The organism is Leifsonia sp. NPDC056665 (genome assembly GCF_042791795.1).
Classification (GTDB): domain Bacteria; phylum Actinomycetota; class Actinomycetes; order Actinomycetales; family Microbacteriaceae; genus Leifsonia.
Window position 1 is genome coordinate 185,538 of the sequence record NZ_JBHTXK010000004.1, and the last position, 24,152, is coordinate 209,689.

Here is a 24,152-nt window from a genome sequence, read left to right on the forward strand (position 1 = left end):
ATGCCCCGCACCCGCGACGAGATGGCCGCCCGCGCCGCCCTCGAACTGGAGGACGGCTCCTACGTGAACCTGGGCATCGGCCTCCCGACGCTCATCCCCAACCACCTGCCGGAGGGCGTGCACGTCGTACTGCATTCCGAGAACGGCATATTGGGCGTCGGGCCCTACCCGTGGGAGGGCGAGCAGGACCCGAAGCTCATCAACGCGGGCAAGGAGACGGTCACCGTCCGGCCCGGGGCGAGCTACTTCGACTCGGCCGCGAGCTTCGGGATGATCCGCGGCGGCCGCATCGCCACCGCCGTCCTCGGGGCCATGCAGGTCTCGGCATCCGGCGACATCGCCAACTGGGCGGTTCCGGGCAAGATGGTGAAGGGGATGGGCGGGGCGATGGACCTCGTCAACGGCGCCGAGCGCGTCATCGTGGTCATGGAGCACGTCGCCAAGGACGGCTCGGCCAAGCTGGTCGAGCAGTGCACCCTCCCGCTGACCGGGCGCGGCTGCGTCGACCGGATCATCACCGACCTCGCCGTGATCGACGTGACCGACGACGGCCTGGTGCTGCAGGAGGTGGCGCCGGGCGTGACCGTGGACGACGTGGTGGCCGCCACGGGCGCCCCGCTGACCATCCCGGCCGCGGTGACCGCGGGGTCGGAGGCGGCGCATGCCTGAGCTGCGCGAGGTCGTCGTCTGCTCGCCGCTGCGCACGCCGGTCGGCCGGATGGGCGGCGCGCTCGCCCCGGTCTCCGCGCTCGCGCTCGCCGAGACCGTGCTGCGCGCCCTGCTCGACCGCACCGGGCTCGACCCGGCCGCGGTGGAGGGCGTGATCGGCTCGCAGGGCTACCCCACGATGGAGGCACCCGCCTTCGGTCGCGTCGCCGCGCTCAACGCGGGCTTCCCGGTCACGACGACGGGCTACCAGCTCGACCGGCGCTGCGGCTCCGGTCTCCAGGCCGTGATCAACGCCGCGATGGAGGTGCAGACCGGCGCGAGCGACGTGCTGGTCGCGCTCGGCGCCGAGTCGATGTCGAACGCTCCTCTCTATACGGAACAGGGTCGCCGCGGCCTCCCCGCCGGCGGCCTGATGCTGCACGACGCTCTCGCGCGCGGCCGCGAGACGGTGGGTGGCCGCAACTTCCCGACGCCGGAGGGCAACGTCGGCTCGGCGGAGACGCTGCGCCGCGAGTACGGCATCCCGCGTGAAGCGCAGGATGAACTGGCGCTGCGGTCGCACCAGCGCGCGGTCGCCGCGCAGGAGTCGCACGCGTTCGACGCCGAGCTGGTCCCCGTGACCGTGCCGGGACGAAAGGGCGACGTCGTGGTCGACCGCGACGAGCATCCCCGCGCCGACACGACGCTGGCGGCGCTGGCCGGCCTGCGCCCGATCCTCGGTCGCAGCGACCCTGCCGCGACCGTCACCGCCGGCAACTCCAGCGGCCAGAACGACGCGGCGGCCGCCGCGATCGTCACGACGCCGGAGCGCGCCGCCTCCCTGGGGCTGGTGCCGATGCTGCGGCTGCGGTCGTGGGCGGTCGCGGGCAACGACCCCGCGGTGTTCGGTGTCGCGCCCGTCCCGGCGGCGAACAGAGCGCTCGAGCGCGCCGGCGTCGCCTGGGGCGACATCGACGTGATCGAGCTCAACGAGGCGTTCGCGGTGCAGGTGCTCGCGTGCCTGGCCGACTGGGGGATCGACGCGGAGGACCCGCGGCTCAACCCGCGCGGCAGCGGCATCTCCATCGGGCACCCCATCGGCGCCACCGGTCTCCGGATGCTGGCGACGCTCGCCCATGAGCTCCCGGCCCTCGACGGCACGCTCGCGGTCGAGACCATGTGCATCGGCGGAGGCCAGGGCCTCGCCGCCGTCTTCGAGCGCGTCTGACCCTCGCCGAAGGGCACGTAAACGCCCCTAAAAGTGCGTTTTAGGGGCGTTTACGTGCCCCTCGGCGCCAGGGCTGCTGCCCCTCGACGGGGGCGGTGTGTGCGTGGGCGGCTGCGCGTAGGGTGAGGTGGGCGTGTCGGACGGATTCCGGGAGCGCCCAGGGGAGGTTCGATGACGCAGGACGATGCGGTCGCGGTGGCGATCCGTGGTCTGCACAAGCGGTTCGGGGCGAAGACGGCGGTCGACGGGATCGACCTCGACGTGCCCTCCGGCAGCTTCTACGGGCTGGTCGGCCCGAACGGCGCGGGCAAGACCACGACGCTCAACATGGTCACCGGCCTGCTGCGGCCCGACGCCGGTCAGGTGCTCATCCACGGCGCCGACATGTGGCGCGACCCGCTGGCAGGCAAGGCGCTGGTCGGGGTGCTCTCCGACGGTGTCCGGCTGTTCGACCGGCTCACCGGCGAGCAGCTCGTTGAGTACGCCGGCCTCCTGAGCGGCATGGACCGCCCCACCGCGATCGAGCGCACCCACGACCTCCTGAACCTCCTCGACCTCGCCTCCGCCGGCGGGACGCTCGTGGTCGACTACTCCGCCGGTATGACGAAGAAGATCGCGCTGGCCGCCGCGATGGTGCACGCGCCGCGCGTCCTCGTGCTGGACGAGCCGTTCGAGTCCGTCGACCCGGTCTCCGCGGCGAACATCCGCGACATCCTGCACGGCTACGTCCGGAGCGGCGGCACCGTCATCGTCTCGTCGCACGTCATGGACCTGGTGGAGCGGATGTGCGACCACGTCGCCGTGATCAGCGACGGCCGCGTGCTCGTCGCAGGCGCCGTCGACGAGGTGCGCGCGGGCTCCACCCTGGAGGACCGCTTCGTGGAGCTGGTCGGCGGTCGCCGCGTCGGGGAGGGGCCGGAGTGGTTGCGACACTCGTAAGGCTGCGCCTGCTCGTCCTCCGCAACTCGTTCCGCCGCAGCACCTCGCAGCTCGTCGCGGTCATCCTGGGCGGCGTGTACGCGCTCGTCGCGCTCGTGGTCATCCTCGGCGGCCTCGTGCTGCTGGGCTTCGCGCCGACCGAGCTGGCTCGTACGGTCGTCGTCATCGGCGGCTCGGCCGCCGTGCTCGGCTGGGCGGTCTTCCCGCTGCTGCTCTCCGGCATCGAGCAGACCCTCGACCCTGCCAAGCTCGCCGTCTACCCGATCCCGCTGCGCCCGCTCATGCTCGGGATGCTGCTGAGCGCGCTCGTCGGAGTCGCGGGTGCGGCGACCACGCTCGCGTCGCTGGCCACCTCGCTGAGTTGGCTCCGGCTCCCCGGCGTCGCGGTGGTCGCCCTCGTGACGGGCGCGCTCGGTGCCGCGACCTGCGTCGTCGTGTCGCGCGCCGTCACCTCGGTGTCGAGCGGGCTGTCCGGCGGCCGGCGCTTCCGGGAGGCCAGCGGGCTGCTCATCCTCATCCCGCTGATCCTCGCCGGGCCGATCGTCATCGGCATCACGCGCGGCCTCCGCTCGTCGTCCGACGCGCTGCCCGCCATCGCGGACGGGCTGTCCTGGTCGCCGCTCGGCGCCGTCTGGGCGGTGCCGTCGCAGCTCGCGCTGGGCGACCCGCTCGGAGCGCTGGCGCGGTTCCTGATCGCGGTCGCGACGTTCGTCGTGCTGTGGCTGGTGTGGCGCTGGGGGCTCGCCCGGTCGCTGACGACCCCGGCGCGCGCGTCGTCGCGCGTCCGTGCCCAGGGCAAGCTCGGCTGGTTCGGCATCCTACCGGGCACGCAGTCGGGAGCGATCGCGGCCCGCTGCCTGACGTACTGGTTCCGCGACCCGCGCTACCTGCGGCAGCTCCTCGTGATCCCGCTGATGCCTGTGCTGTTCTGGTTCTACTCGAGCCTCAATCACTCGTCCGCGCTGCCGTTGATCGGGGCCCCGGTCGTGGCGTTCTCGCTCGGCATCGGGATGATCGCCGACGTCTCGTACGACTCGACCGCGTTCGCGCTGCACGTCGCGAAGGCCGTGCCCGGTCGCGCGGACCGCTGGGGCCGGGCGGCGGCGCTGCTCTCGTTCGCCGTGCCGGCGATCGTGCTCATCGCACTCTTCGGCGCGGCCGTGGGCGGCGATTGGCACATCCTCCCCGGTCTGATCGGCCTCTCGCTCGGCATCCTGCTCACCGGGGCGGCGGTGTGCGCGGTGACCTCGGCGCGGCTGGTGTTCCCGGTGCCGGAGCCGGGCGACAACCCGTTCCGGTCGCGGCCGGGCGCCAACATCTCGCTGCTCGGCCCGACTTTCGCCGCGTGGGGCGTGATCGCGGTGCTGTGCCTTCCCGAGATCGTCCTGTTCATCGTCGGGCTGGTGACCGGCGACGCGCTCTGGCTCTGGGCGGCGCTCGTCGTCGGCGTGGCGCTGGGCGGCGTGCTGGTGGGCGTCGGCGTGCGGATCGGCGGCAACATCCTCGACGCCAGGGCGCCGGAGCTGCTGCTGCAGTTGCGGAAGGACGCCTGATCATGGCCGGCCTCACGGTCGAGCGGGTCGTCCAGGCGCCCCCCGAGCGGGTCTGGCGCTCGTTCGCCGACCCCGTCGAGCTCTCCGCGTGGTTCTGGCCGCCCCGGCTGCAGCCGCAGGCGCGCATCGACGCGACGCCGGGAGGCGCACTGCGCATCCGTTCGGACGTCGCGGACCTCGGGATCACCGGCACGGTGACCGCGGCCGAGGATGGCCGGCTGCTGGTTACGACCTGGCGCTGGGACGGCGACGACGACGAGACGGCCGTCACGATCGAGCTCGCGCCGGAGCCGGACGGCACCCGCGTCACCGTCCGCCATGACGGTTTCGCCACCGAGCACGCCGTCCAGGAGCACATCACCGGATGGAACGACTGCCTCGACCGGCTGGTGGCGACGGCCTGAGCTGGCCCCTAAGCTGGCCGCATGGGCAGCATCGCAGTGCACGAGTTCGTCTCCCTCGACGGCGTCTTCGAAGACCCGAGCTGGACCGCTGAGTACGGGTTCGATCCTGAGATGGGCGACGACCTCGCGCGCATCACGGGCGCGTCGGAGCGCATCCTTCTCGGGCGCCGCACGTTCGAGATGTTCGCCCCGGCCTGGTCGGCGCGCACGTCCTCCGACGACCCGGGAGCGCCCTTCTTCAACGACACCGAGAAGCTCGTCGTCAGCTCGACGCTGGACGACGCGGGCGCCGAGGATGTCTGGGCCAACTCGCGGTCGCTCGGCGGCTATGACGCCGACCGGGTGCGGGAGGCCAAGGACAGCGTGAGCGGCAGCCTCTATATCAGCGGCAGCGGCACGCTCGTGCGTGCCCTGATCGCGGACGGGCTGGTCGACGCCCTCCACCTCTTCGTGTACCCGGTCGTCCGCGGCTCGGGTGCGCGGCTGTTCCCGGAGGGCACGCCGGAGGCGAAGCTGCGGCTGCGGCAGTACGACGCCTACGCCAACGGTGTCCTCCACCTCCTCTACTCGCCGGCCTGATCTCCACAGATCTCGAATGCGGTCACGAACTGACCGCTGTGCCGGATAGCGTCATATCCGACGGTGAACAGCGTCTCCTCACGGGGACGGATGTCACCGGTCCGCGCTAGCGTTAGTGCTGTACGGGGTCATCGCACAGCGCCGTGCCGGCGGGGGCCGGCGGCAGCGTGCGCCCGACAATCACTCCACCAGAGCAGAACCAGGAATCACCGTGACTCTTCTTCGTTTGGCGCTGCGGTTCATCCGCCCGTACTGGGGCGCGGTCGCGGCCGTGGTCGCGCTGCAGCTCATCGCGACCATCGCCGCCCTGTACCTGCCCACGCTCAACGCCGACATCATCGACAAGGGCGTCGTCAAGGGCGACACGAACTTCATCTGGTCGACGGGCGGCACGATGCTCATCGTCTGCTTCGTGCAGGTCGCCGCTGCCATCACGGCGACGTACTTCGGCGCCCGCTCCTCGATGTCGCTGGGGCGCGACATCCGCCGCTCCTTCTACCGCAAGGTCGACTCGCTCCCGGCGCTCGACCTCGCGCGCTGGGGCATGCCGACCCTCATCACGCGCAACACCAACGACGTCCAGCAGGTGCAGATGCTCGTGCTGATGACGCTCAACTTCATGGTGTCGACGCCGATCATGTGCGTCGCGGGCATCGTCCTCGCGGTGCGGGTGGACGCCGGGCTCTCCTGGCTCGTCTGGGTGTCCGTCGCCGTGCTGTTCGTGGTGGTCGGCATCCTGGTCTGGCTGCTGCTGCCGATGTTCCGCGTGATGCAGGAGCGCATCGACGGCGTCAATGGCGTCATCCGGGAGCAGATCGTCGGCATCCGCGTCATCCGCGCGTTCGTCCGCGAGAAGTTCGAGACAGCGCGCTACGACGACGCGAACGCCGCGCTCACCCGCATCTCGGTCAAGGTCGGCAACGTCTTCGTGCTGATGTTCCCGCTGATCATGCTCATCCTGAACGCCGCGACGGTCGCCGTGCTCTGGTTCGGCGGCCACCGGGTCGGCGCCGGGGACATCCAGGTCGGGGCGCTCACGGCGTTCCTGCAGTACCTGCTGCAGATCCTGGTCGCGGTGATGATGGGCGTGTTCATGGCCATGATGATCCCGCGCGCGATGGTGTGCGCCGAGCGCATCGACGAGGTGCTGAGCGCGGCGCCGTCCAGCGGCGCGGGGGCAGGCGCAGGCCACGTCCCCGCCGACGGCCGCGTGGAGGTCGCCGGAGTCACCTTCGGTTACCCCGGCGCCGAGAAGCCGGTGCTGAGCGACGTCCGCTTCACCGCGGAACCCGGGCAGGTGACCGCGATCGTCGGCTCGACCGGATCGGGCAAGTCGACGCTGGTCTCGGTCATCGCCGACCTGTTCACCCCGCAGAGCGGGCAGGTGCGCATCGGCGGCGTCCCGGTCGACTCGCTGAGCCGGGAGCAGCTCTCCGGCGTGCTCGGCCTGGTGCCGCAGAAGCCGTACCTCTTCTCCGGAACGGTCGCCAGCAACCTGCGGTTCGGCCGGCCGGACGCCACGGACGACGAGCTCTGGGAGGCGCTGCGGGTCGCCCAGGCCGAGGACTTCGTGCGTGCCAAGGAGCACGGCCTCGATGAGCGCATCGCCCAGGGCGGCACCAACGTCTCCGGCGGCCAGCGCCAGCGGCTCTGCATCGCCCGCGCGCTGGTGGCGGAGCCCAAGGTCCTGCTGTTCGACGACTCCTTCTCGGCCCTCGACGTCGCGACCGACGCCCGCCTGCGGAGCGCCCTGGCGCAGTCCACGGGCCACGCCACCGTCATCGTGGTGGCGCAGCGCGTCTCCACGATCCGGGAAGCCGATCAGATCATCGTGCTCGACGACGGCAGAGTCGTCGGCCGCGGCACCCACGACGAGTTGCTGGAGACGAGCGAGACGTATCGCGAGATCGTCGAGTCCCAGCTGAGCCTGGAGGTGGCCTGAGATGGCGCGCCAGAAGAAGAACCGCACCGGCCGCAGCGGCGCCCCGGAGCAGGACGGCCTCCTCACCGAGGCCGGCGTCGAGACGGCGATCGAAGAGCTCGAGCTCGAGTACGAGTACGAGCCCACCGAGGGCGACGGCGACATGTTCGGCGGCACGCCCGCCAAGAAGGCCGAGCACTTCTGGCCGTCGTTCAAGCGCCTGATGGGGCTGCTCAAGTCCGAGTGGCTCGCCATGTCGTTCGTGACCCTGCTGGTCGTCATCTCGGTGGCGCTCATCGTGATCGCGCCGAAGATCCTCGGTAACGCCACCGACGTGATCTTCAAGGGCGCTGTCGGGACGATCACGCCGACCGGCCTGGTGCCAGGGCACGGGATCGACTTCGTCGAGCTCGGCCGGCTGCTCACGATCGTGCTCGCGATGTACATCGCCGCGTCGCTCCTGCAGTGGTGGCAGGGCTACCTGCTGAACGCGCTCGTGATGCGGGTGATCTACCGCCTGCGCGCCGAGGTGGAGAGCAAGCTCAACAGGCTGCCGCTCAGCTACTTCGACACCCGGCAGCGCGGCGACCTGATGTCGCGCGTGACCAACGACGTCGACAACATCCAGACGGCGTTGCAGCAGGCGTTCTCGCAGCTCATCCAGTCGGTGCTGACGGTCATCGGCATCGGGATCATGATGTTCATCGTCTCGTGGCAGCTCGCACTCATCGCGCTCATCTCGATCCCGCTCTCCGGCGTGATCGCGGGCGTGATCGGCACGCGGTCGCAGAAGCTGTTCAAGCAGCAGTGGAACTCGACCGGCGCGCTCAACGGGCACATCGAGGAGTCGTACTCCGGGCTCGACCTGGTGCGGGCCTTCGGCCGCGACGCCGTGATGCTCGAGGAGTTCGACCAGCGCAACGACAAGCTGTGGAAGTCGACCGTCGGCGCCCAGTTCGTGTCCGGCATGATCATGCCGGCGATGAACTTCGTCTCCTACCTGTCGTACGTGCTGATCGCGGTCGTCGGCGGCCTCCGCGTCGCCTCCGGCCAGATGACGATCGGCGACGCGACCGCGTTCATTCAGTACTCGCGGGAGTTCTCGCAGCCGATCGGCCAGATCGCGGGCATGGCGAACATGCTGCAGTCCGGTGTCGCCTCGGCCGAGCGCACGTTCGAGTTCCTCGACGCGGAGGAGCAGTCGGCCGACGTCGATACCCAGCACCTGCCCGAGCGGGCCGATGGCCGCGTCGAGCTCGAGGGTGTGGACTTCTCCTACGACCCCGAGACCGAGCTGATCCGCGACCTGTCGCTATCGGTCGCGCCGGGCCACACGGTCGCGATCGTCGGTCCGACCGGCGCGGGCAAGACCACGTTGGTCAACCTGATCATGCGGTTCTACGAGCTGAACGGCGGCACCATCCGCCTCGACGGCATCGACACGACGGACCTGTCGCGCGCCGAGCTGCGGGGCCAGGTCGGCATGGTGCTGCAGGACGCGTGGCTGTTCTCCGGCACGATCCGCGAGAACATCCGCTACGGCCGGCTCGACGCGACGGACGAGGAGGTCGTGGAGGCCGCCAAGGCGACCATGGTCGACCGGTTCGTCCGCCAGCTCCCTGACGGGTACGACACGAAGATCGAGGCGGACGGCAGCAACGTGTCCGCCGGTGAGCGCCAGCTGCTCACGATCGCGCGGGCGTTCATCGCGAACCCGTCGCTGCTCATCCTCGACGAGGCCACCTCGTCGGTGGACACCCGCACCGAGCTACTGGTGCAACACGCGATGGCCGCACTGCGGAGCGACCGCACGTCGTTCGTGATCGCGCACCGGCTCTCCACGATCCGCGACGCCCACACCATCCTGGTGATGGAGCACGGCAGCATCGTGGAGCAGGGCGACCACGCGACCCTCCTCGCGAAGAAGGGCGCGTACTACGACCTGTACATGACCCAGTTCCGGGGTGCCGCCGCCGAGCAGGAGACCGAGGCCGACGCGGAGGCCGAGGAGGTCCCGACCGCGTAGCACGCGGGTCCCTTACCCCGAATCGTTCGAAATGTGAACGAGTTGAGCCGGTGCGGGAGGAGGTCGTAGAACAGCAGTATGACGATCGACTCCCGCGCCGCGCTCCCGCCCGGCCCCACCTACGACTACGGCGGCCACAGTGTGCAGATCACGCCCGAACCGGGGTCCGGCACCCGCTGGCGCGTGGCGGAGGACGACGGCTACCTCGGGATGATCGCCACGGCCGATCCGGTCAAGGGCGAGCCGGAGGTGCACTTCGCCGTGCACTTCGCGGGCGAGGAGGACATCCCGCCCATCAAGATCGTTCCGCTGTGGACGACCGCCGTCGAGTTCCTCATCGACGCGGGCGAGCCGCAGAGTCCGCCCGAGAGCTGACTCGACGGCCTGAATGGGTGTGCGGGCGGTGTCAGGGTTGAGCGGCCCGCCCGCACCTCACCAGCAAAACACCGGGGCACATCCCGGTCGATGCGATTGACAACGGCGAATCGCTGTGCCCGGACGCGACTGAGGTCAGGCGCGACTCGGCCCCGGCGCACTGGGCACCGGGGCCGGGGAGGCGGGCGTCGCGTGGACGCCGGCTTCTCATCGTCGCGTGGGCTCTCGCTAGGCGAGGGCGCCGATCGCGAAGCTCACTGCGCCCTGCTCGTCGACCTGGGCGTCGAGCACCTTGTTGTCGAGGGCGACAGCGGCGCCCTGCTCCAGGAAGAGCCGCGCCCCGGCGGACTCGACCACCTGGTCCGCGGGCTCCGGCTCGGGCGTGACGGCAGCGGCGAACGCGGTGTTCTGCGGGTTGCTGCTGCTGATGCGCAGCCCGGCGTCGTCCTGCGGCGCCTGGTCGGTGAGGGTCTTGACGATCGTGCTGGCGTTCTCTGTCAGGGTGAGCACGTGCTCTCCTTTCGTTGGTCCTCCAGGAGCCGCCCACGGTCCCGCGGTCCGCTCAGGAGCGCAACCCCGCGCGCTGTCATTGCCAGGAAACGTCCACGCAGCGGGGAGCGGGATGCCAGCCGGGAGAGAATGAACCCATGCCGAACATCCCCCAGCTCCAGCTCAACGACGGCAATCGCATCCCGCAGCTCGGCTTCGGCGTCTACAAGATCCCGGAGGCCGAGACGGTGGACGCGGTTTTGACCGCGCTGGAGGCCGGGTACCGGCACATCGACACGGCGACGTTCTACGCGAACGAGCGCGCCGTCGGCGAGGCCGTGCGGCGCAGCGGGCTGCCGCGCGACGACGTGTTCGTGACGACGAAGGTGTGGTGGACCGACAACGGCTACGACTCGACGCTGCGCTCGTTCGACGCGAGCCTGGAGCGCCTCGGCTTCGACACGGTCGACCTGTACCTCATCCACTGGCCGGCGCCCCAGCGCGACCAGTACGTGGAGACGTGGCGCGCGCTGGAGCACCTGAAGGCGGAGGGCCGCGCCCGGTCGATCGGCGTCGCCAACTTCCACACCCACCACCTCGACCGCCTCGCGGCCGAGACCGACGCAGTACCCGCGGTGAACCAGGTCGAGTTGCACCCGTGGCTGCCGCAGCGGGAGGTCCGTGCGTACGACGAGGCGCGCGGGATCGTGACGGAGTCGTGGTCGCCGCTCGCCCGTGGCCGTGTGCTGGACGACCCGCTGCTCGCGGGCCTCGCCGCGAAACACGGGGTGACCCCGGCGCAGGTGGTCATCCGCTGGCAGCTCCAGCTCGGCAACGTGGTCATCCCCAAGTCGTCCACGCCGGAGCGCATCCGCACCAACCTGGACGTCTTCGCCTTCACCCTCGACGCCGACGACCTCACCGCGATCGCCATCCTCGAGTCCGGCGAGCGCACCGGCAAGGACCCCGACGACCTCGGCTGACCCGCCCCGCTACTCGCCGGTCGGGTGCGCGCCCACCACATCGAGCAGCCACGCCAGCGAGAACGCGCGCTCGCGCCAGGCCGCGTACCGGCCGGACACCCCGCCGTGGCCCGCCGCCATCTCGGTCTTGAGCAGCGCGTCGGCGCCGACCTCCCGCAGCCTCGCCACCCACTTCGCCGGCTCGACGTACAGCACGCGGGTGTCGTTGAGGCTCGTGACGGCGAGGATGCGCGGGTAGGCGGTGCGGTGGATGTTCTCCACCGGCGCGTACGACTTCATGTAGTAGTACACGTCCTCGTCGTGCAGCGGGTCGCCCCACTCGTCCCACTCGATCACCGTGAGCGGGAGCGACGGGTCGAGGATCGTCGTCAGCGGGTCCACGAACGGCACCTCGGCCAGCACGCCGGCGAACAGCCGCGGCGCGAGGTTGGCGACCGCGCCCATCAGCAGGCCGCCGGCACTGCCGCCCTGCGCGGCGAGCTGCGACGGCGTCGTCCAGCCCTGGTCGACCAGATGCTTCCCGGCCGCCACGAAGTCGGTGAACGTGTTCTTCTTGTGCAGCTTCTTGCCGTGCTCGTACCACAGCCTCCCGAGCTCGCCGCCGCCGCGCACGTGCGCGATCGCGAAGACGACGCCGCGGTCGAGGAGGCTGAGCCGCGGGATGCCGAACGACGGATCCATGCTCGCCTCGTACGAGCCGTACCCGTAGAGCACGAGCGGCGCCGGCTCGCCGGGAGTCACCAGGTCGCGGCGGTAGACGAGCGAGATCGGGACGCGGGTGCCGTCCTCCGCGGTCGCCCACTCTCTGCGCTGCTCGAACAGGTCCGGCTCGAACTCGCCCAGCACCGGCTGCTGCTTGCGCAGGGTGAGCTCGCGCGTGCGCACGTCGTAGTCGTAGACGCTCGACGGCGTGACGAAGCTGCCGTAGCCGAGGCGCAGGAACGGCTGGGTCCACTCGGGGTTGCCTCCCGCGCCGACGGTGAAGAGCTCCTCGTCGAAGTGCAGCTCGTGGAGGATGTCGTCCACATCGCCGACCAGGCCGCCCTCCGTCGGCGCAGGGAGGCAGGCGACCGCGAGGCGGGTCATCCCCTCCCGGCGGTACTCGAGCGCGACGAAGTCGCGAAACGCGTCCACCCCTTCGATGCGCACGGCCGGGTCGTGCGGGAGCAGTGTCCGGCGCGGCCCCTGCGGGTCGTCGGCCGCCACGCTCACGAGCTCGAAGTTGACGGCGCCGTCGTTGTGGACGATGAGCAGCCGGTCGCGGCCGCCCGCCACCACGTGCTCGATGTCGTACTCGACGCCCTCCGTGCGAGGCCACACCACGCGGAACTCGCCCGTCGGGTCACCCGCGTCCAGCAGCCAGCTCTCGCTGGTGATGTTGGAGCCCGCCTCGATGACCAGGTACCGGCGGCTGCGGGTGAGGCCGACGCCGATCCAATACTTCTCGTCCGGCTCGTGGAAGACCTCCGTGTCGGCTTCGCCGTCGGGCCCCTGGCCGACCCGGTGCCGCCACACGGTGTCCGGCCGCCAGGCGTCGTCCACGGTCGTGTAGAACAGGTACTCGCCGCTCGGGTCGAAGAGCGCGCCGGCGCCCGTGCCCGCGATCTCGTCTGCGAACGTCGTGCCGTCGCAGGCCAGCGACCGCACCCGGACGGTGTACCGCTCGTCGCCCTCGGTGTCGACGCCGTAGAGCAGCCGGCTGCCGTCGGTGCTGACGTCGAAGCTGCCGAGTGCGTAGAAGTCGTGCCCTTCGGCCTCCGCGTTGTCGTCGAGCAGGATCTGCTCGCCAGGGAGGCCGTGCTGCTGCGCGTCCTCATCGAGCGCCGGCGGGTCCCAGTCGTCGGGGCCGTCGATGGGCGCGCGGCAGTGGATGCCGTACTGCTTGCCCTCCACCGTGCGCGTGTAGTACCACCAGTCGCCCTCGCGGGTGGGGACGCTCAGGTCGGTCTCCCGGGTGCGCGACTTGATCTCGTCGAAGATCTGCTCGCGCAGCACGGCGAGCTTCTCGGTGCGCGCGTTCGTGTACGCGTTCTCCTCGTGGAGGTGGGCGACGACCGCGGGATCGTCCTTGTCGCGCAGCCACTCGTAGTCGTCCACGACCACGTCCCCGTGGTGGCTGCGCTCGGTCGGCTTCTTCGCGGTGATCGGCGGGGTGAGCATCTCACCAGGCTACCCAACGCCGCCGACGGCGGCAGCGCCCGCCGCCGCCGCGCGATTCGGCACGAATGTCGACTTTGGCGCGGTGATTCGCGCGATTCGGCACGAATGTGCCGGGGTTAGCGCGCCGCCCCGAACGCGAGGAGGCCGGCGCCGGCGCGCCCGGCGTCGCCGCCGAGACCGCTGCGGACGATCGCCGGCCGCTCCCGCCAGGCGAGCCCCGCCGACACGTCGCGCTCCAGCGGGCTGAACAGCGCGTCGCCCGCGTGCGAGACGCCGCCGCCCAGCACGATCACCTTCGGGTCGAGCAGCAGGGTGAGGATGGTGAGGCCCTGCGCGAGCACGTCGACGGCCTCGCCCCAGATGCGGTCGGCCAGCGGGTCGCTGCCGAGGCGGGCGACGATCCGGCGCGTGCTGAGCGCGTCGCCTCCCGCCTCCCGGTAGCGTCGCGCCACGCCGGCCCCGGACATGTACACCTCCAGGCAGCCGCGCTGGCCGCACGTGCACTGCTCCCCGCCGGCGACCACGGGAATGTGGCCGAACTCGCCCGCCGCGCCGGTCGCGCCGGTGATGGTCCCGCCCGCGGTCACGAGCGCCGCGGCGACGCCGGTGCCGATCGGGACGAGGACGAAGTCGTCCGAGCCCTGGGCCGCGCCGAAGGTGCGCTCGGCCAGTCCCGCGGCGCGCACGTCGTGCCCGACCGCGACCGGCAGGTCGAGCTCGCCCTGCAGGATGTCGAGCAGCGGCACGTCGCGCCAGTCCAGGTTGGACGCGTAGTGGACGATGCCGCGCTGCTCGTCGAGCATGCCGGGGGTGGCGACGCCCGCGCCGACGACGTCGAGCTCAGCGGCGCCGGCGACTCCCCGGAGGTCGTGGAACAGCGTCACGAGCGCGCCGAGGATGTCGCTCCCCGGTGTGGGACGGGTCAGTTCGGCGACCACGGCGCCCCCCTCGGCCACCACGGCGCCCTTCATGGCGGTCCCGCCGAGGTCGATCGCGAGGACGACCGGGGCTCCGGAGTCCGCGCCGGCGACGCCGTCGCCCTGTTCGTCGGCGAGCGCTGTCGCCACGGTCGTCCCGCTCATGCCGCCGCCTCCTGCACCGCCGCGACGACGGCCGCGACGATCGCCGCCGAGGTCACCCGGCGGTGGCCCGGGTCGTACTGGCTCGGTGCGAGCGAACCGCTCTGGGCCGTGGTGGCCGCCCGCAGGTGCACCTCCCGCACCCCCGTCCGGCTGACCAGCTCGGCCACGTTCCCGGGGCGGACTCCGCCGCCGGCGAGCACCACGATCCGCTCGCCCGCCTGCGCGACCAGCGCGGCGAGCTCGTCGGCGCCCTCCAGCGTGGAGGCCGCACCGCCCGAGGTGAGGACGCGCGCCACCCCGAGTCCGGCGAGCTCCTCCAGGGCCGCGGCGCGGTCAGGCACCTGGTCGAAGGCCTTGTGGAAGGTGACCGGTGCGTCCCCGCAGGCCGCCACCAGCATGCCGGTCGCGTCCACGTCCACCGACCCGTCGGGACGGAGTGCGCCCACCACGAAGCCGACCGCCACACCTCGCGGGTTCGGCAGCGCTCGCACCGCCCGGATGTCGGCCACCATCGCGGCGAGCTCGTCGGCGTCGAACACGAAGTCGCCGGCCCGCTGGCGCACCAGGACGTTGACGCCCATCCGCCTGACCGACCGGAGTGCGGTCGCCACGGTGCCGATCGACGGGGTCAGGCCGCCGTCGGACAGCGCGCTGCACAGCTCGATGCGGTCGGCGCCCGCGTCCTCGGCGAGGCGCACGCCGGCGAGATCCTCGAGGCAGATCTCGACCAGGACTCCGCTCACGCGACGCGCTCCAGTGCCGCGGCCAGGTCCGCCCCGACCTCGATCCGCCCGACCGGCACGCCGCCGCCGAGCACCGGGAGGTCCACCAGGGCGCCCGCGCGGGAGATGTCCGTGCCGAGCGCCTCCAGCACCCGGAGGGCGATCAGGGTCGTCGCGCGCGGGCTGCCGTCCACGATCTTCATCGACACCGCGGTGCCGTCCGCCGCCGCGACGCCGATGACGCCCTCGGCGCCGCCCTTGGCCAGGGCGCCGGGGACGGTCTCCATCAGCGTCGAGTTCTGGTGTCCGCTGCCGCCGACGTAGAAGGGGTGCTCGCGGATCGCGTCGGCGACCGCGCGCTCGGGAGTGCCGGGCGCCGCGGTGACGAGCCGGCCGAACGAGCGGGCGACGCCGCGGACGGTCGTGGCGAACAGCGGGGCGCCGCAGCCGTCGATCGCATCGAGCGCGACGGGCACGCCGGTCAGCGCGGCCATCGTCTCGCGGACATGCTGCTGCACGGGATGGGCCGTGTCGAGATAGCCGTCGGTCGGCCAGCCGTTCGCGGCGGCGGCCAGCAGCATCGCGGCGTGCTTGCCGGAGCAGTTCATCCGGATGCGGCTGCGCGGCTCCCCGGCGCGGATCATCCGCTCGAAGGTGCCCTCGTCCTCCGGCCGGTCGACCGGGCAGCCCAGGGCCGACTCGTCGACGCCGGCCGCCGCCAGGATGTCGCGGACGACGCGCACGTGCTCGTCCTCGCCGGTGTGGCTCCCCGCCGCGATGGCCAACGACGGTCCGGAGAGGAGGGCGCCTGCCGTCAGGCACGCGAGCGCCTGCAGCGGCTTGACCGTGCTGCGCGGGAGCACGACCGCGTCCGGGTCGCCGAGCTCGATCAGGGTCCCGCCGTCCGGGTCGAGCGCGACGAGGCTGCCGAAGTGGCGGCTCTCGATCATCCCGGAGCGTCGCACGGCGGCGAGCTCGGCGAGTCCTGCGACGGCGGTGGTGCTAGACATGGGTCTCTTCCTGGTGCGGGGCAGCCGGCAGGGCCGGAAGCACGGGCTGTGCGGAGGGGCGTCGCCGGGGACCGCGCTGCAGGCGGGAGGCGAACGCCGAGAGGCTGCCGTTGACGACCAGGTAGATGACCGTCACGGCGACGTAGGTCGGGATGAGCAGGTGCAGGTACGAGGCCAGCACCTGACCGCGGTAGAGCAGCTCGGTGAAGGCCACGATGTAGCCGAGCGAGGTGTCCTTCAGGAGGCTCACGAACTGGGTGACCAGCGACGGCGCGACGTTCCTCGCGGCCTGCGGGAGTACAACGAAGCGCATCGCCTGACCGGGCCGCATCCCGAGGCTGAGCGCTGCTTCGCGCTGACCGCGGGGGAGGCTCAGGATGCCGGCGCGCACGATCTCGGCGAACACGGCCGAGTTGGCGATCGTCAGCGGGACGACCAGCTTCCACAACACCGGCAGGTTGATCCCGAGCTGCGGGAGGCCGAACAGCATCAGGTAGATCACCAGCAGCACGGGAACCGTGCGCGCGATCTCGATGTAGAGCCCGCACAGGAATCGCACCGCGCGCAGCCGGCTGATCCGGCCGAGGGCGAGCAGCACGCCGAGGAGGCCGCCGAGCACGGCGACGATCGCGGCGGCCTGCAGAGTCCCGAGCAGTCCGACCAGGAGGTAGTTCCAGATCGGCCACTCGGTGAACGGAGCCCAGCGCTCGGGCGCGAGCTGCCCGTGCGAGGCGAACTGCCACAGCCCGTAGCCGAGCAGCCCGGCGATGACGAGGCAGCTCAGGACGGTGCCGAGCAGGATGTTGCGACGCCCGCGCGGGCCGGGCACGTCGTACATGAACGCGGCGGCATATGCCCGGCGCGGACGCTTCGCGCGTGCGGCGCGCACCGGCGCTGGCCGGTCGGGGATCAGTTGTGCGGTCATCGTGCGATCGCCACCTTCCGCTCGACCCAGCCGGCGGTGAGGCCGATGGCCAGCGCGACCGCCATGTAGAGGATGCCGGCGCTGGAGAAGATCAGGATGGGCTGCGCCGCCACGAGGTTGATCTTGTTGACCTCGGCGGTCAGCTCCACGACGCCCACGGCGGCGGCGAGGGCGGTGTTCATCGCGAGCGCGATCATCACGTTTCCGATCGGCTGCACCACCGCGCGCAGCGCCTGCGGGATCACGACGAGGCGCAGCGACTGGCCGAGGGTGAAGCCGAGGGCGCGGGAGGCCTCCACCTGTCCGACCGGGACGGTGTTGACGCCCGAGCGGACTGCCTCCGCGACGTAGGCGGCCTCGTACACGGTGAGGACGATGATCGCGGTGGGCGTCAGCGGCAGCAGGAGGCCGGCGTCCGGGAGCGCGAACACGGCGAGCAGCAGCAGCGCCAGCAGCGGCACGTTGATGAAGAACTGCACGTACAGGAAGGCCGCAGTGCGCAGCACCGGGATCGGGCTCACGCGCGCGATCGTGACCAGCACGCCGAGCACGATCGAGCCGACGCCGGCCACGACCGCCATCATCAGCGTCGTGCCGAGGGCCTGCAGAAGCGGCCCGAGGTTGTCGATCAGGGGGTTCATCGCTCGCTCACTCGTGAGGAATGTCTGAGGGGGACGGGCGGAGCCGGTCGACCGGCTCCGCCCGCCGGGGCTCCCCGGCGCGAGGCCGGGGAACTCTGGGTCGGGTCAGGAACCCGGGACCGAGCCGATCTCCGGCGGGGTCGGGATGGCCGAGTCGGTCACGGTGCCGAGCGTGGTCTTCCACGCCTGGCCCCACTGGCCGCCCTTCTGGATGGTCTTCAGCCAGTTGTTGACGAACGACTTGAAGTCGCTGTCGCCGTGCGGGAGGCCGATGCCGTAGGGCTCCTTGGTGAACGGCTGGCCGACCACCTTGATCTGCTTCTCGCTCGCGGCGTCGCTGGCGAGGAGGGTGTAGTCCTGCACGTAGGCGTCGCCGCGGCCCTGGATGAGCGCCTGGACGGCGGCCGGGTCGGTGCCGAACGCGGTGACAGTGGCCTTCGGCGCGACCTTCGGCACCTCGGTGACGGCCGGCGTGTTCGCGCCGACGATCACGTTCTTGCCGTCGAGGTCCTTCTCGCTCTTGATCGACTTGTTGTCGCTCTTGACGGCGACCGACAGGCCGGACTCGAAGTACGGGCCGGCGAAGTCGACCTGCGTCGCGCGCTGCGGGGTGATCGTGTAGGTGTTGAAGACGACGTCGACGGTGCCGTTCTGCAGCATCGCCTCACGGGTCTCCGACGCCGGGGGCACGATCTCCACGTTCGGCTTGCCGAGGATGTAGATCGCGAGCAGCTTGGCCAGGTCGGCGTCGAAGCCGGTGATCTTGCTCGGGTCGGTCGGGTCCTGCTGCGAGAGCAGCGGGGCGTCGAGCGCCTCGGCGACGATCAGCTTGCCGCGCTTCTTGATCTTCTCCATCGTGGAGCCGGGGATGATCAGGGCGGCCTTGGCGACGGGGGCGCCGGAGAAGACCGTGTCGGTCTTGGCCGTGGAGCCGCCGTCGCCGGGGAGGGCCGAGGTGCCGGAGGAGCAGGCGGTGACGGCGAGCGTCACGGCCGCGAGCAGGGCGCCGGCGAAGGCGGCCCGGCGGCGGGTCGAGCGGATCGAGCTGCGGGTCATTGCATCCCTTTCAGTGTTCGGACGGGTGTGGTGCTGTGGAGGGGTGGTGCGGCGGCGTCAGTGCGAGAGCACGGAGGCCAGGAACGACTTGGCCCGCTCGGTGCGGGGCGAGTCGAAGAACTCGGCGGGCGTCGCCTGCTCGACGATCTGCCCGTGGTCCATGAAGACCACGCGGTCGGCGGCGCGGCGGGCGAAGCCCATCTCGTGGGTGACGACGATCATCGTCATCCCGTCGCGGGCCAGGGAGGTCATCACGTCGAGCACCTCGCCGACCATCTCGGGGTCGAGCGCGCTGGTGGGCTCGTCGAAGAGCATCACCTTCGGCTGCATCGCGAGCGCGCGGGCGATCGCGGCGCGCTGCTGCTGGCCGCCGGAGAGCTGGGCCGGGTGGCTGCCCGCCTTGTCGGCGATGCCCACCCGGTCGAGCAGCTCGAGGGCCTGGCGCTCGGCCTCGGCCTTCTTGACCTTGCGCACCTTGATCGGCGCGAGGGCGACGTTGTCGAGGACGGTGCGGTGCGCGAACAGGTTGAACGACTGGAAGACCATGCCGACCTCCGCGCGCAGGCGGGCCAGGTCGGCGCCCTCCTGGGGGAGCAGTGCGCCGTCGACGCGGATCTCGCCGCCGTCGATGGTCTCCAGTCGGTTGATCGAGCGGCAGAGCGTGGACTTGCCAGAGCCGGAGGGCCCGACGACCACCACGACCTCGCGCGGCGCGACGTCGAGGTCGATGGAGCGGAGGACGTGCAGGTCGCCGAAGTGCTTGTCGACGCCGCGCAGGCTCACCATCGGGTGAGCGTTCGGTGTTTCCATCGGGTTCCTCGTATCGTCATCGGTCGGGATGCGATGAGCGTACTAAGTAAGTCATGTTCTTGCAATTTTCGAATTTGGTTGGTTCGAAATCGAAGAAAGTCGGTACAGTATTCTCAACCGAGACCAGCACGCGACGGATGCGTGCGAACAGGGGGATGCGCTGAAATGAGCGGCACGCACACCGCGGCACCCGGGAACGCACCGGCAACACCCGGCGGCATCCTCCACCTCGTCCGTTCGGGCCGCGCAGGCTCCCGCGCCGACATCGCCCGCCACACCGGCCTGTCGCCCTCGACCGTCGCGCAGCGGGTCGACGCGCTTCTCTCCGCGGGCTTCCTCCGGGAGGCGGGGGAGGGCGTCTCGCACGGCGGCCGCCGCCCGCGGGCGCTGGAGGTCGACGCCGGCTCGGGCGTCGTCGCCGCAGCGGACCTCGGCTCGCACCACGCCACCTTCGGGCTGTTCGACCTGTCCGGGCGGCTGCTAGCCTCCCGCACCGCGGCGATGGACATCGGATCGGGACCCGACCGGGTCCTCGCCTGGATCGCCGCGAGCGCCGAGGAGCTCCGCGCGATGCACGGGGCGCCCGGCCAGGAGCTGCGCGGCATCGGGATCGGCATGCCCGGCCCGGTCGACTCCAGCACGGGCCGGATGGTCTCGCCGTCGCGGATGCCCGGCTGGAACGGCCTGGACGTCGCGGCCGCGCTGGCCTCCCGCACCGGGCTGACCGTCGCGGTCGACAACGACGCCAACCTGATGGCCCTCGGCGAGTTCGACGCCACCGCCCACACACCGGATGCGCTGACGGCCGACGGCCAGCTCGTCTTCGTCAAGGCCGGTTCGAGCATCGGCTGCGGGATCGTCGCGTTCGGCGGCGTCTATCGCGGCCACCACGGCATGGCGGGCGACATTAGCCACGTCACCGTGCCGGGCGCCCCGGACGTGCTGTGCTCGTGCGGCCGGGTCGGCTGCCTCGACGCCGTCGCCGGGGGCGCCGCCATCGTGCAGGCCCTGCGCCGGGCCGGGGTGGAGGTCGCCGACACCCGCGACGTCCTCGCGCTCGCCAGGGACGCGCACCCGCTCGCGACGCTCATGCTGCGGGAGGCCGGCCTCCGCACCGGCGGCGTGCTCGCGACGATCATGAACTTCTTCAACCCGCAGCGCCTGGTGCTCGGCGGGATCCTCGGCGAGGCGGAGGCGTTCGTCGCCGGGGTACGGTCGGCGATCTACTCCGACTGCCTGCCGATGATCACCGACCAGCTCGACATCGGGGTCAGCGCGGCGAAGCAGGAGGCCGGCATCCGCGGCGCCGGGCGGCTCGTACTCGACGCCCTGTTCGATCCCGCGCAGGTCGACCGCGCGGTGCGATGAGCGGGGTGTCCGCCGCTTCGCACGGCGCGATCGTGGTCGGCGCCGGCCGGATGGGCCACGCGCACGCGGCGGCCTGGGCGGCGTGCGGCGTCCCGGTCCGGTGGGTCGTGTCGCCGCGCACGCGCCCCGACCTCCCTGCTGCGCCGGACGGGCGCTGGGCGACCTCCCTCGACGAGGCGTTGGCCGACCCCGCCGCCGACCTCGTGTCGATCTGCACGCCGACCCCCACGCACGCCGACCTCGCCGTGCAGGCGCTCGCCGCGGGCCGGAGCGTGCTGCTCGAGAAGCCGATCGCGCTCACGGTGGCAGACGCCGAGCGGGTCGCCGCTGCCGCTGCCCGGGCGCCAGGAGTCCTCATGGTCGCCCACGTCGTGCGCTTCTTCCCGGGGTACGCGGCGCTCGCCGAGCGCGTCGCCGCAGGGTCGGTCGGTCTCCCGCGCGCCGTGCTCGGGTCGCGCCTGTCGGCCGTGCCGGACGGAACGGAGTGGCTGGCCGACGAGTCCCGCTCCGGCGGGATGATCGTGGACTTCGCGATCCACGACGTCGACCAGGCCAATTCGTACCTCGGCGAGCCGGTCGCGGTCAGCGCCATCCGTGCGCCAGGCGACGGGTTCGGGACACCGGCCGCGATCACCGTCGAGTACACCTCCAGCGGTGTGGCCCAGCTCCTCGCCGTCTCCGACCTCCCGGCCGGCACGCCGTTCCGCACCGCCCTGGAGGTCGTCGGCGACCGTGGGACCGACACCCTCACCGACCTCCCGGGCGACGCCTTCGCCGCGCAGGCCCGGTACTTCGTGGAGTGCGTCGAGAGCGGCGCCGAGCCGGTCCGCTCGCCGGTGGCCGCCGCGATCGACGCGCTGCGGGTCTGCCTGGCGGCGCGGGAGTCCGCGCGGACCGGCTCGCGCGTCGTGCTCGACCCCCGCCCCCGCTGAGCGGCCCGCGCGCCCAGACGCCCGCGGGTAAGGTGGGCGCGTGAGCGAGACATGGTGGAAATCGGCGGTCGTGTATCAGGTCTACCCGCGCAGTTTCGCGGACAGTGACGGCGACGGCATCGGCGACCTCCGCGGGATCATCCAGCACCTCGACCACCTGCAGGAGCTCGGCGTGGACGTCGTGTGGCTGTCGCCCATCTACGCCTCCCCGCACGACGACAACGGTTACGACATCAGCGACTACCGGGCGATCGACCCGCTGTTCGGCACCTTCGACGACTTCGACGAGCTGCTGGCCGGCCTGCACGCGCGCGGCATCAAGCTGGTCATGGACCTCGTCGTCAACCACACCTCCGACGAGCACCCGTGGTTCATCGAGTCCGCCTCCTCGCTCGACAGCCCGAAACGCGACTGGTACTGGTGGCGTCCGGCGCGCGACGGCCGGGAGCCCGGCGAGCACGGCGGCGAGCCGAACAACTGGGGGTCGTTCTTCTCCGGCCCCGCCTGGCAGCTCGATCCGGCCACCGGCGAGTACTACCTCCACCTCTTCTCGCGCAAGCAGCCCGACCTCAACTGGGAGAACCCGGAGGTCCGCGAGGCCGTCTACGACATGATGAACTGGTGGCTCGACCGCGGGGTGGACGGCTTCCGGATGGACGTCATCAACTTCATCTCGAAGGTGGTCGGGCTCCCCGACGGCGACATCCCGCCCGGACGGCTGTTCGGCGACGGCTACCCGTTCTTCGGCCAGGGGCCGCGCATCCACGAGTTCCTGCACGAGATGCACGAGCGCGTGTTCGCGGGCCGCGCCGACCGCATCCTCACCGTGGGCGAGATGCCCGGCGTCTCCGTCGAGGCGGCCCGGCTGTTCACCGACCCCGCCCGCGCGGAGCTCGACATGGTCTTCCAGTTCGAGCACGTCGACCTCGACCACGGGCCGGGCGGCAAGTGGGACGACCGGCCGGCGAGCGTGCTCGACCTCAAGCGCAACCTCGCCAAGTGGCAGGAGGGCCTCGCGGACGTGGGCTGGAACAGCCTGTACTGGAACAACCACGACCAGCCGCGGGTCGTCAGCCGGTTCGGCGACGACCGGCCGGAGCACCGCGTCGCCTCGGCGAAGGCGCTCGCCACGGTGCTGCACCTGATGCGCGGCACGCCGTACGTCTACCAGGGCGAGGAGCTCGGGATGGCGAACGTGCCCTTCGAGTCCATCGACGACTTCCGCGACATCGAGTCGCTCAACCACTACGCGGAGGCCGTCGACATCCAGGGCCAGGACGCCGGCACGGTGATGGCGGCGCTGCGCCGGACGAGCCGGGACAACGCCCGCACGCCGATGCAGTGGTCGGCCGCGCCGGCCGCCGGCTTCACAACAGGAACGCCGTGGATCGAGGCCAACCCGGACTACGTGCTGGTGAACGCGGAGGCCGAGCGCCGGGCCCCCGACTCGGTGTTCGCTCACTACCGGAGGCTGATCGAGCTCCGGCACCGGTCCGACGTCGTCGCCGACGGGGACTTCACCCTGGTGCTGGCCGACCATCCCCAGCTCTTCGCGTACACGCGCGAGCGGAACGGCAGCCGGTTGCTGGTCCTCGCCAACCTGAGCGGAGAGCCAGCGCACTACGACCCGGCGGAGCTGGACGGCTGGGCGGGTGCGGCCCTCGTGCTCGGCAATCTCGACGACTCGGCCGGCCGGGGACTGTCCGGCTCGGTGGAGCCGTGGGAGGCGCTCGTCTTCGAAGGCGCGTGAGCCGCGGGGTTGTGCTCCCCGCGCCGTGAGGTGTGTGATGGGCGTCAACGTCGCCCGAGGCGGCGACGGGAGCGGGAGTGGCGCGTCATGGGGAACTACGTCGCGAGAGCCGAGGCGGACATCCGCGCGCCTCGACGGGGGGTCTGGAACGTTCTGACGACCAGCGGGTCCCATCCCGAGATCCTGTTCGGGGCTGAGGTCGTCTCCGACTGGAGGCTCGGCTCGCGCATCGTCTGGCGCGGCGAATGGCAGGGGAAGTCGTTCGAGGACCACGGCCGGGTGATCGAGCTGGACGACCGTGAGGAGCCCTGGCGGATCGTGCTCACGCACTTCAGCCCGCTGAGCGGCCTGCCCGACATCCCCGAGAACTACCACGCGCTGCACTTCGAGCTCGACGCGACCCCGGAGGGCACCCACGTCACGCTCGATCAGGACAACAACCCGACGGTGGAGGCCGCCCGGCACTCCCGGGACAACTGGGTCGCCATGCTGCAGGGCGTCAAGACGGTCGCCGAGCGCTCAGCGGAGCGCCGGCCGGCCTGACCCTGCCG

At 71.5% G+C, this 24,152-nt stretch carries 23 protein-coding genes; 14 read left to right on the forward strand and 9 right to left on the reverse strand.

All coding sequences use genetic code 11. The features are described 5' to 3' along the window. The 9 genes from ACFQ9V_RS06505 to ACFQ9V_RS06545 all read left to right on the forward strand — a co-directional run bounded on the left by ACFQ9V_RS06505 (window position 1) and on the right by ACFQ9V_RS06545 (window position 9,673). The gene (locus ACFQ9V_RS06505) at window positions 1–669 is read left to right on the forward strand and encodes a CoA transferase subunit B (RefSeq protein ID WP_382458353.1); all 669 of its coding nucleotides are present in this window, start codon (window positions 1–3) and stop codon (window positions 667–669) included. After that, window positions 662–1,876 carry an acetyl-CoA C-acetyltransferase gene (locus ACFQ9V_RS06510; protein WP_382458354.1) on the forward strand — a complete coding sequence of 405 codons (1,215 nt, stop codon included), beginning with the start codon at window positions 662–664 and terminating at the stop codon, window positions 1,874–1,876. Before ACFQ9V_RS06505 ends, ACFQ9V_RS06510 begins: the two co-directional genes overlap by 8 nt. Window positions 1,877–2,047: 171 nt before the next feature. Beyond that, on the forward strand, window positions 2,048–2,815 hold the full coding sequence (locus ACFQ9V_RS06515; protein WP_382458355.1) for an ABC transporter ATP-binding protein: 768 nt from the start codon (window positions 2,048–2,050) through the stop codon (window positions 2,813–2,815). Beyond that, a complete protein-coding gene (locus tag ACFQ9V_RS06520; RefSeq protein ID WP_382458356.1) occupies window positions 2,797–4,368 on the forward strand; it encodes a transporter in 1,572 nt (523 codons plus the stop codon). Before ACFQ9V_RS06515 ends, ACFQ9V_RS06520 begins: the two co-directional genes overlap by 19 nt. A 2-nt stretch (window positions 4,369–4,370) precedes the next feature. Beyond that, a complete protein-coding gene (locus ACFQ9V_RS06525; protein ID WP_382458357.1) occupies window positions 4,371–4,772 on the forward strand; it encodes an SRPBCC domain-containing protein in 402 nt (133 codons plus the stop codon). A 21-nt stretch (window positions 4,773–4,793) separates the two neighbouring features. Next, window positions 4,794–5,351 (forward strand): dihydrofolate reductase family protein, encoded by a 558-nt coding sequence (locus tag ACFQ9V_RS06530; protein WP_382458358.1) that lies wholly within the window; start codon window positions 4,794–4,796, stop codon window positions 5,349–5,351. A gap of 211 nt (window positions 5,352–5,562) precedes the next feature. Beyond that, a complete protein-coding gene (locus ACFQ9V_RS06535; RefSeq protein ID WP_382458359.1) occupies window positions 5,563–7,293 on the forward strand; it encodes an ABC transporter ATP-binding protein in 1,731 nt (576 codons plus the stop codon). 1 nt (window position 7,294) lies between these two features. Further along, window positions 7,295–9,298, forward strand: coding sequence for an ABC transporter ATP-binding protein (locus ACFQ9V_RS06540; protein WP_382458360.1), 2,004 nt, complete (start codon window positions 7,295–7,297; stop codon window positions 9,296–9,298). Between the two features lie 78 nt (window positions 9,299–9,376). Next, window positions 9,377–9,673, forward strand: coding sequence for a hypothetical protein (locus tag ACFQ9V_RS06545; protein ID WP_382458361.1), 297 nt, complete (start codon window positions 9,377–9,379; stop codon window positions 9,671–9,673). Window positions 9,674–9,901: 228 nt separating this feature from the next. On the opposite strand, the gene ACFQ9V_RS06550 is transcribed toward ACFQ9V_RS06545, so the two are convergent. Beyond that, a complete protein-coding gene (locus ACFQ9V_RS06550) occupies window positions 9,902–10,183 on the reverse strand; it encodes a Fe-S cluster assembly protein HesB (RefSeq protein WP_382458362.1) in 282 nt (93 codons plus the stop codon). A gap of 137 nt (window positions 10,184–10,320) precedes the next feature. On the opposite strand from ACFQ9V_RS06550, the gene ACFQ9V_RS06555 reads away from it, so the two are divergent. Then, a complete protein-coding gene (locus ACFQ9V_RS06555; RefSeq protein ID WP_382458363.1) occupies window positions 10,321–11,145 on the forward strand; it encodes an aldo/keto reductase in 825 nt (274 codons plus the stop codon). A 9-nt stretch (window positions 11,146–11,154) separates the two neighbouring features. Here ACFQ9V_RS06555 and ACFQ9V_RS06560 read toward each other — a convergent pair whose 3' ends face one another. The 8 genes from ACFQ9V_RS06560 to ACFQ9V_RS06595 form a co-directional block, all read right to left on the reverse strand. Beyond that, entirely contained in the window at window positions 11,155–13,305 is a 2,151-nt protein-coding gene (locus ACFQ9V_RS06560; RefSeq protein WP_382458364.1) for a S9 family peptidase, read from the reverse strand. A 116-nt stretch (window positions 13,306–13,421) separates the two neighbouring features. Continuing rightward, window positions 13,422–14,387: an ROK family protein gene (locus tag ACFQ9V_RS06565; protein ID WP_382458365.1), complete on the reverse strand. Its 966-nt coding sequence runs from the start codon at window positions 14,385–14,387 to the stop codon at window positions 13,422–13,424. After that, window positions 14,384–15,130 (reverse strand): copper homeostasis protein CutC, encoded by a 747-nt coding sequence (locus tag ACFQ9V_RS06570; protein WP_382458366.1) that lies wholly within the window; start codon window positions 15,128–15,130, stop codon window positions 14,384–14,386. The genes ACFQ9V_RS06565 and ACFQ9V_RS06570 overlap by 4 nt, the downstream gene beginning before the upstream one ends. Further along, a complete protein-coding gene (locus ACFQ9V_RS06575) occupies window positions 15,127–16,119 on the reverse strand; it encodes an asparaginase (protein ID WP_382458367.1) in 993 nt (330 codons plus the stop codon). Before ACFQ9V_RS06575 ends, ACFQ9V_RS06570 begins: the two co-directional genes overlap by 4 nt. Then, the gene (locus ACFQ9V_RS06580) at window positions 16,112–17,044 is read right to left on the reverse strand and encodes an amino acid ABC transporter permease (protein WP_382458368.1); all 933 of its coding nucleotides are present in this window, start codon (window positions 17,042–17,044) and stop codon (window positions 16,112–16,114) included. Before ACFQ9V_RS06580 ends, ACFQ9V_RS06575 begins: the two co-directional genes overlap by 8 nt. Beyond that, the gene (locus tag ACFQ9V_RS06585) at window positions 17,041–17,685 is read right to left on the reverse strand and encodes an amino acid ABC transporter permease (RefSeq protein WP_382458369.1); all 645 of its coding nucleotides are present in this window, start codon (window positions 17,683–17,685) and stop codon (window positions 17,041–17,043) included. The genes ACFQ9V_RS06580 and ACFQ9V_RS06585 overlap by 4 nt, the downstream gene beginning before the upstream one ends. A 105-nt stretch (window positions 17,686–17,790) precedes the next feature. After that, the gene (locus ACFQ9V_RS06590; protein ID WP_382458370.1) at window positions 17,791–18,741 is read right to left on the reverse strand and encodes a glutamate ABC transporter substrate-binding protein; all 951 of its coding nucleotides are present in this window, start codon (window positions 18,739–18,741) and stop codon (window positions 17,791–17,793) included. 57 nt (window positions 18,742–18,798) lie between these two features. After that, window positions 18,799–19,551: an amino acid ABC transporter ATP-binding protein gene (locus tag ACFQ9V_RS06595; protein ID WP_382458371.1), complete on the reverse strand. Its 753-nt coding sequence runs from the start codon at window positions 19,549–19,551 to the stop codon at window positions 18,799–18,801. Window positions 19,552–19,716: 165 nt separating this feature from the next. On the opposite strand from ACFQ9V_RS06595, the gene ACFQ9V_RS06600 reads away from it, so the two are divergent. From ACFQ9V_RS06600 to ACFQ9V_RS06615, 4 genes are all read left to right on the forward strand, one after another. Beyond that, on the forward strand, window positions 19,717–20,919 hold the full coding sequence (locus ACFQ9V_RS06600; protein WP_382458372.1) for an ROK family protein: 1,203 nt from the start codon (window positions 19,717–19,719) through the stop codon (window positions 20,917–20,919). 5 nt (window positions 20,920–20,924) lie between these two features. Continuing rightward, entirely contained in the window at window positions 20,925–21,851 is a 927-nt protein-coding gene (locus ACFQ9V_RS06605) for a Gfo/Idh/MocA family protein (RefSeq protein ID WP_382458373.1), read from the forward strand. 40 nt (window positions 21,852–21,891) lie between these two features. Continuing rightward, window positions 21,892–23,601: an alpha-glucosidase gene (locus ACFQ9V_RS06610; RefSeq protein ID WP_382458374.1), complete on the forward strand. Its 1,710-nt coding sequence runs from the start codon at window positions 21,892–21,894 to the stop codon at window positions 23,599–23,601. Between the two features lie 87 nt (window positions 23,602–23,688). Then, window positions 23,689–24,144, forward strand: a complete 456-nt coding sequence (locus ACFQ9V_RS06615; RefSeq protein WP_382458375.1) for an SRPBCC domain-containing protein — start codon at window positions 23,689–23,691, stop codon at window positions 24,142–24,144. The last annotated feature ends 8 nt before the right edge of the window (window positions 24,145–24,152 follow it).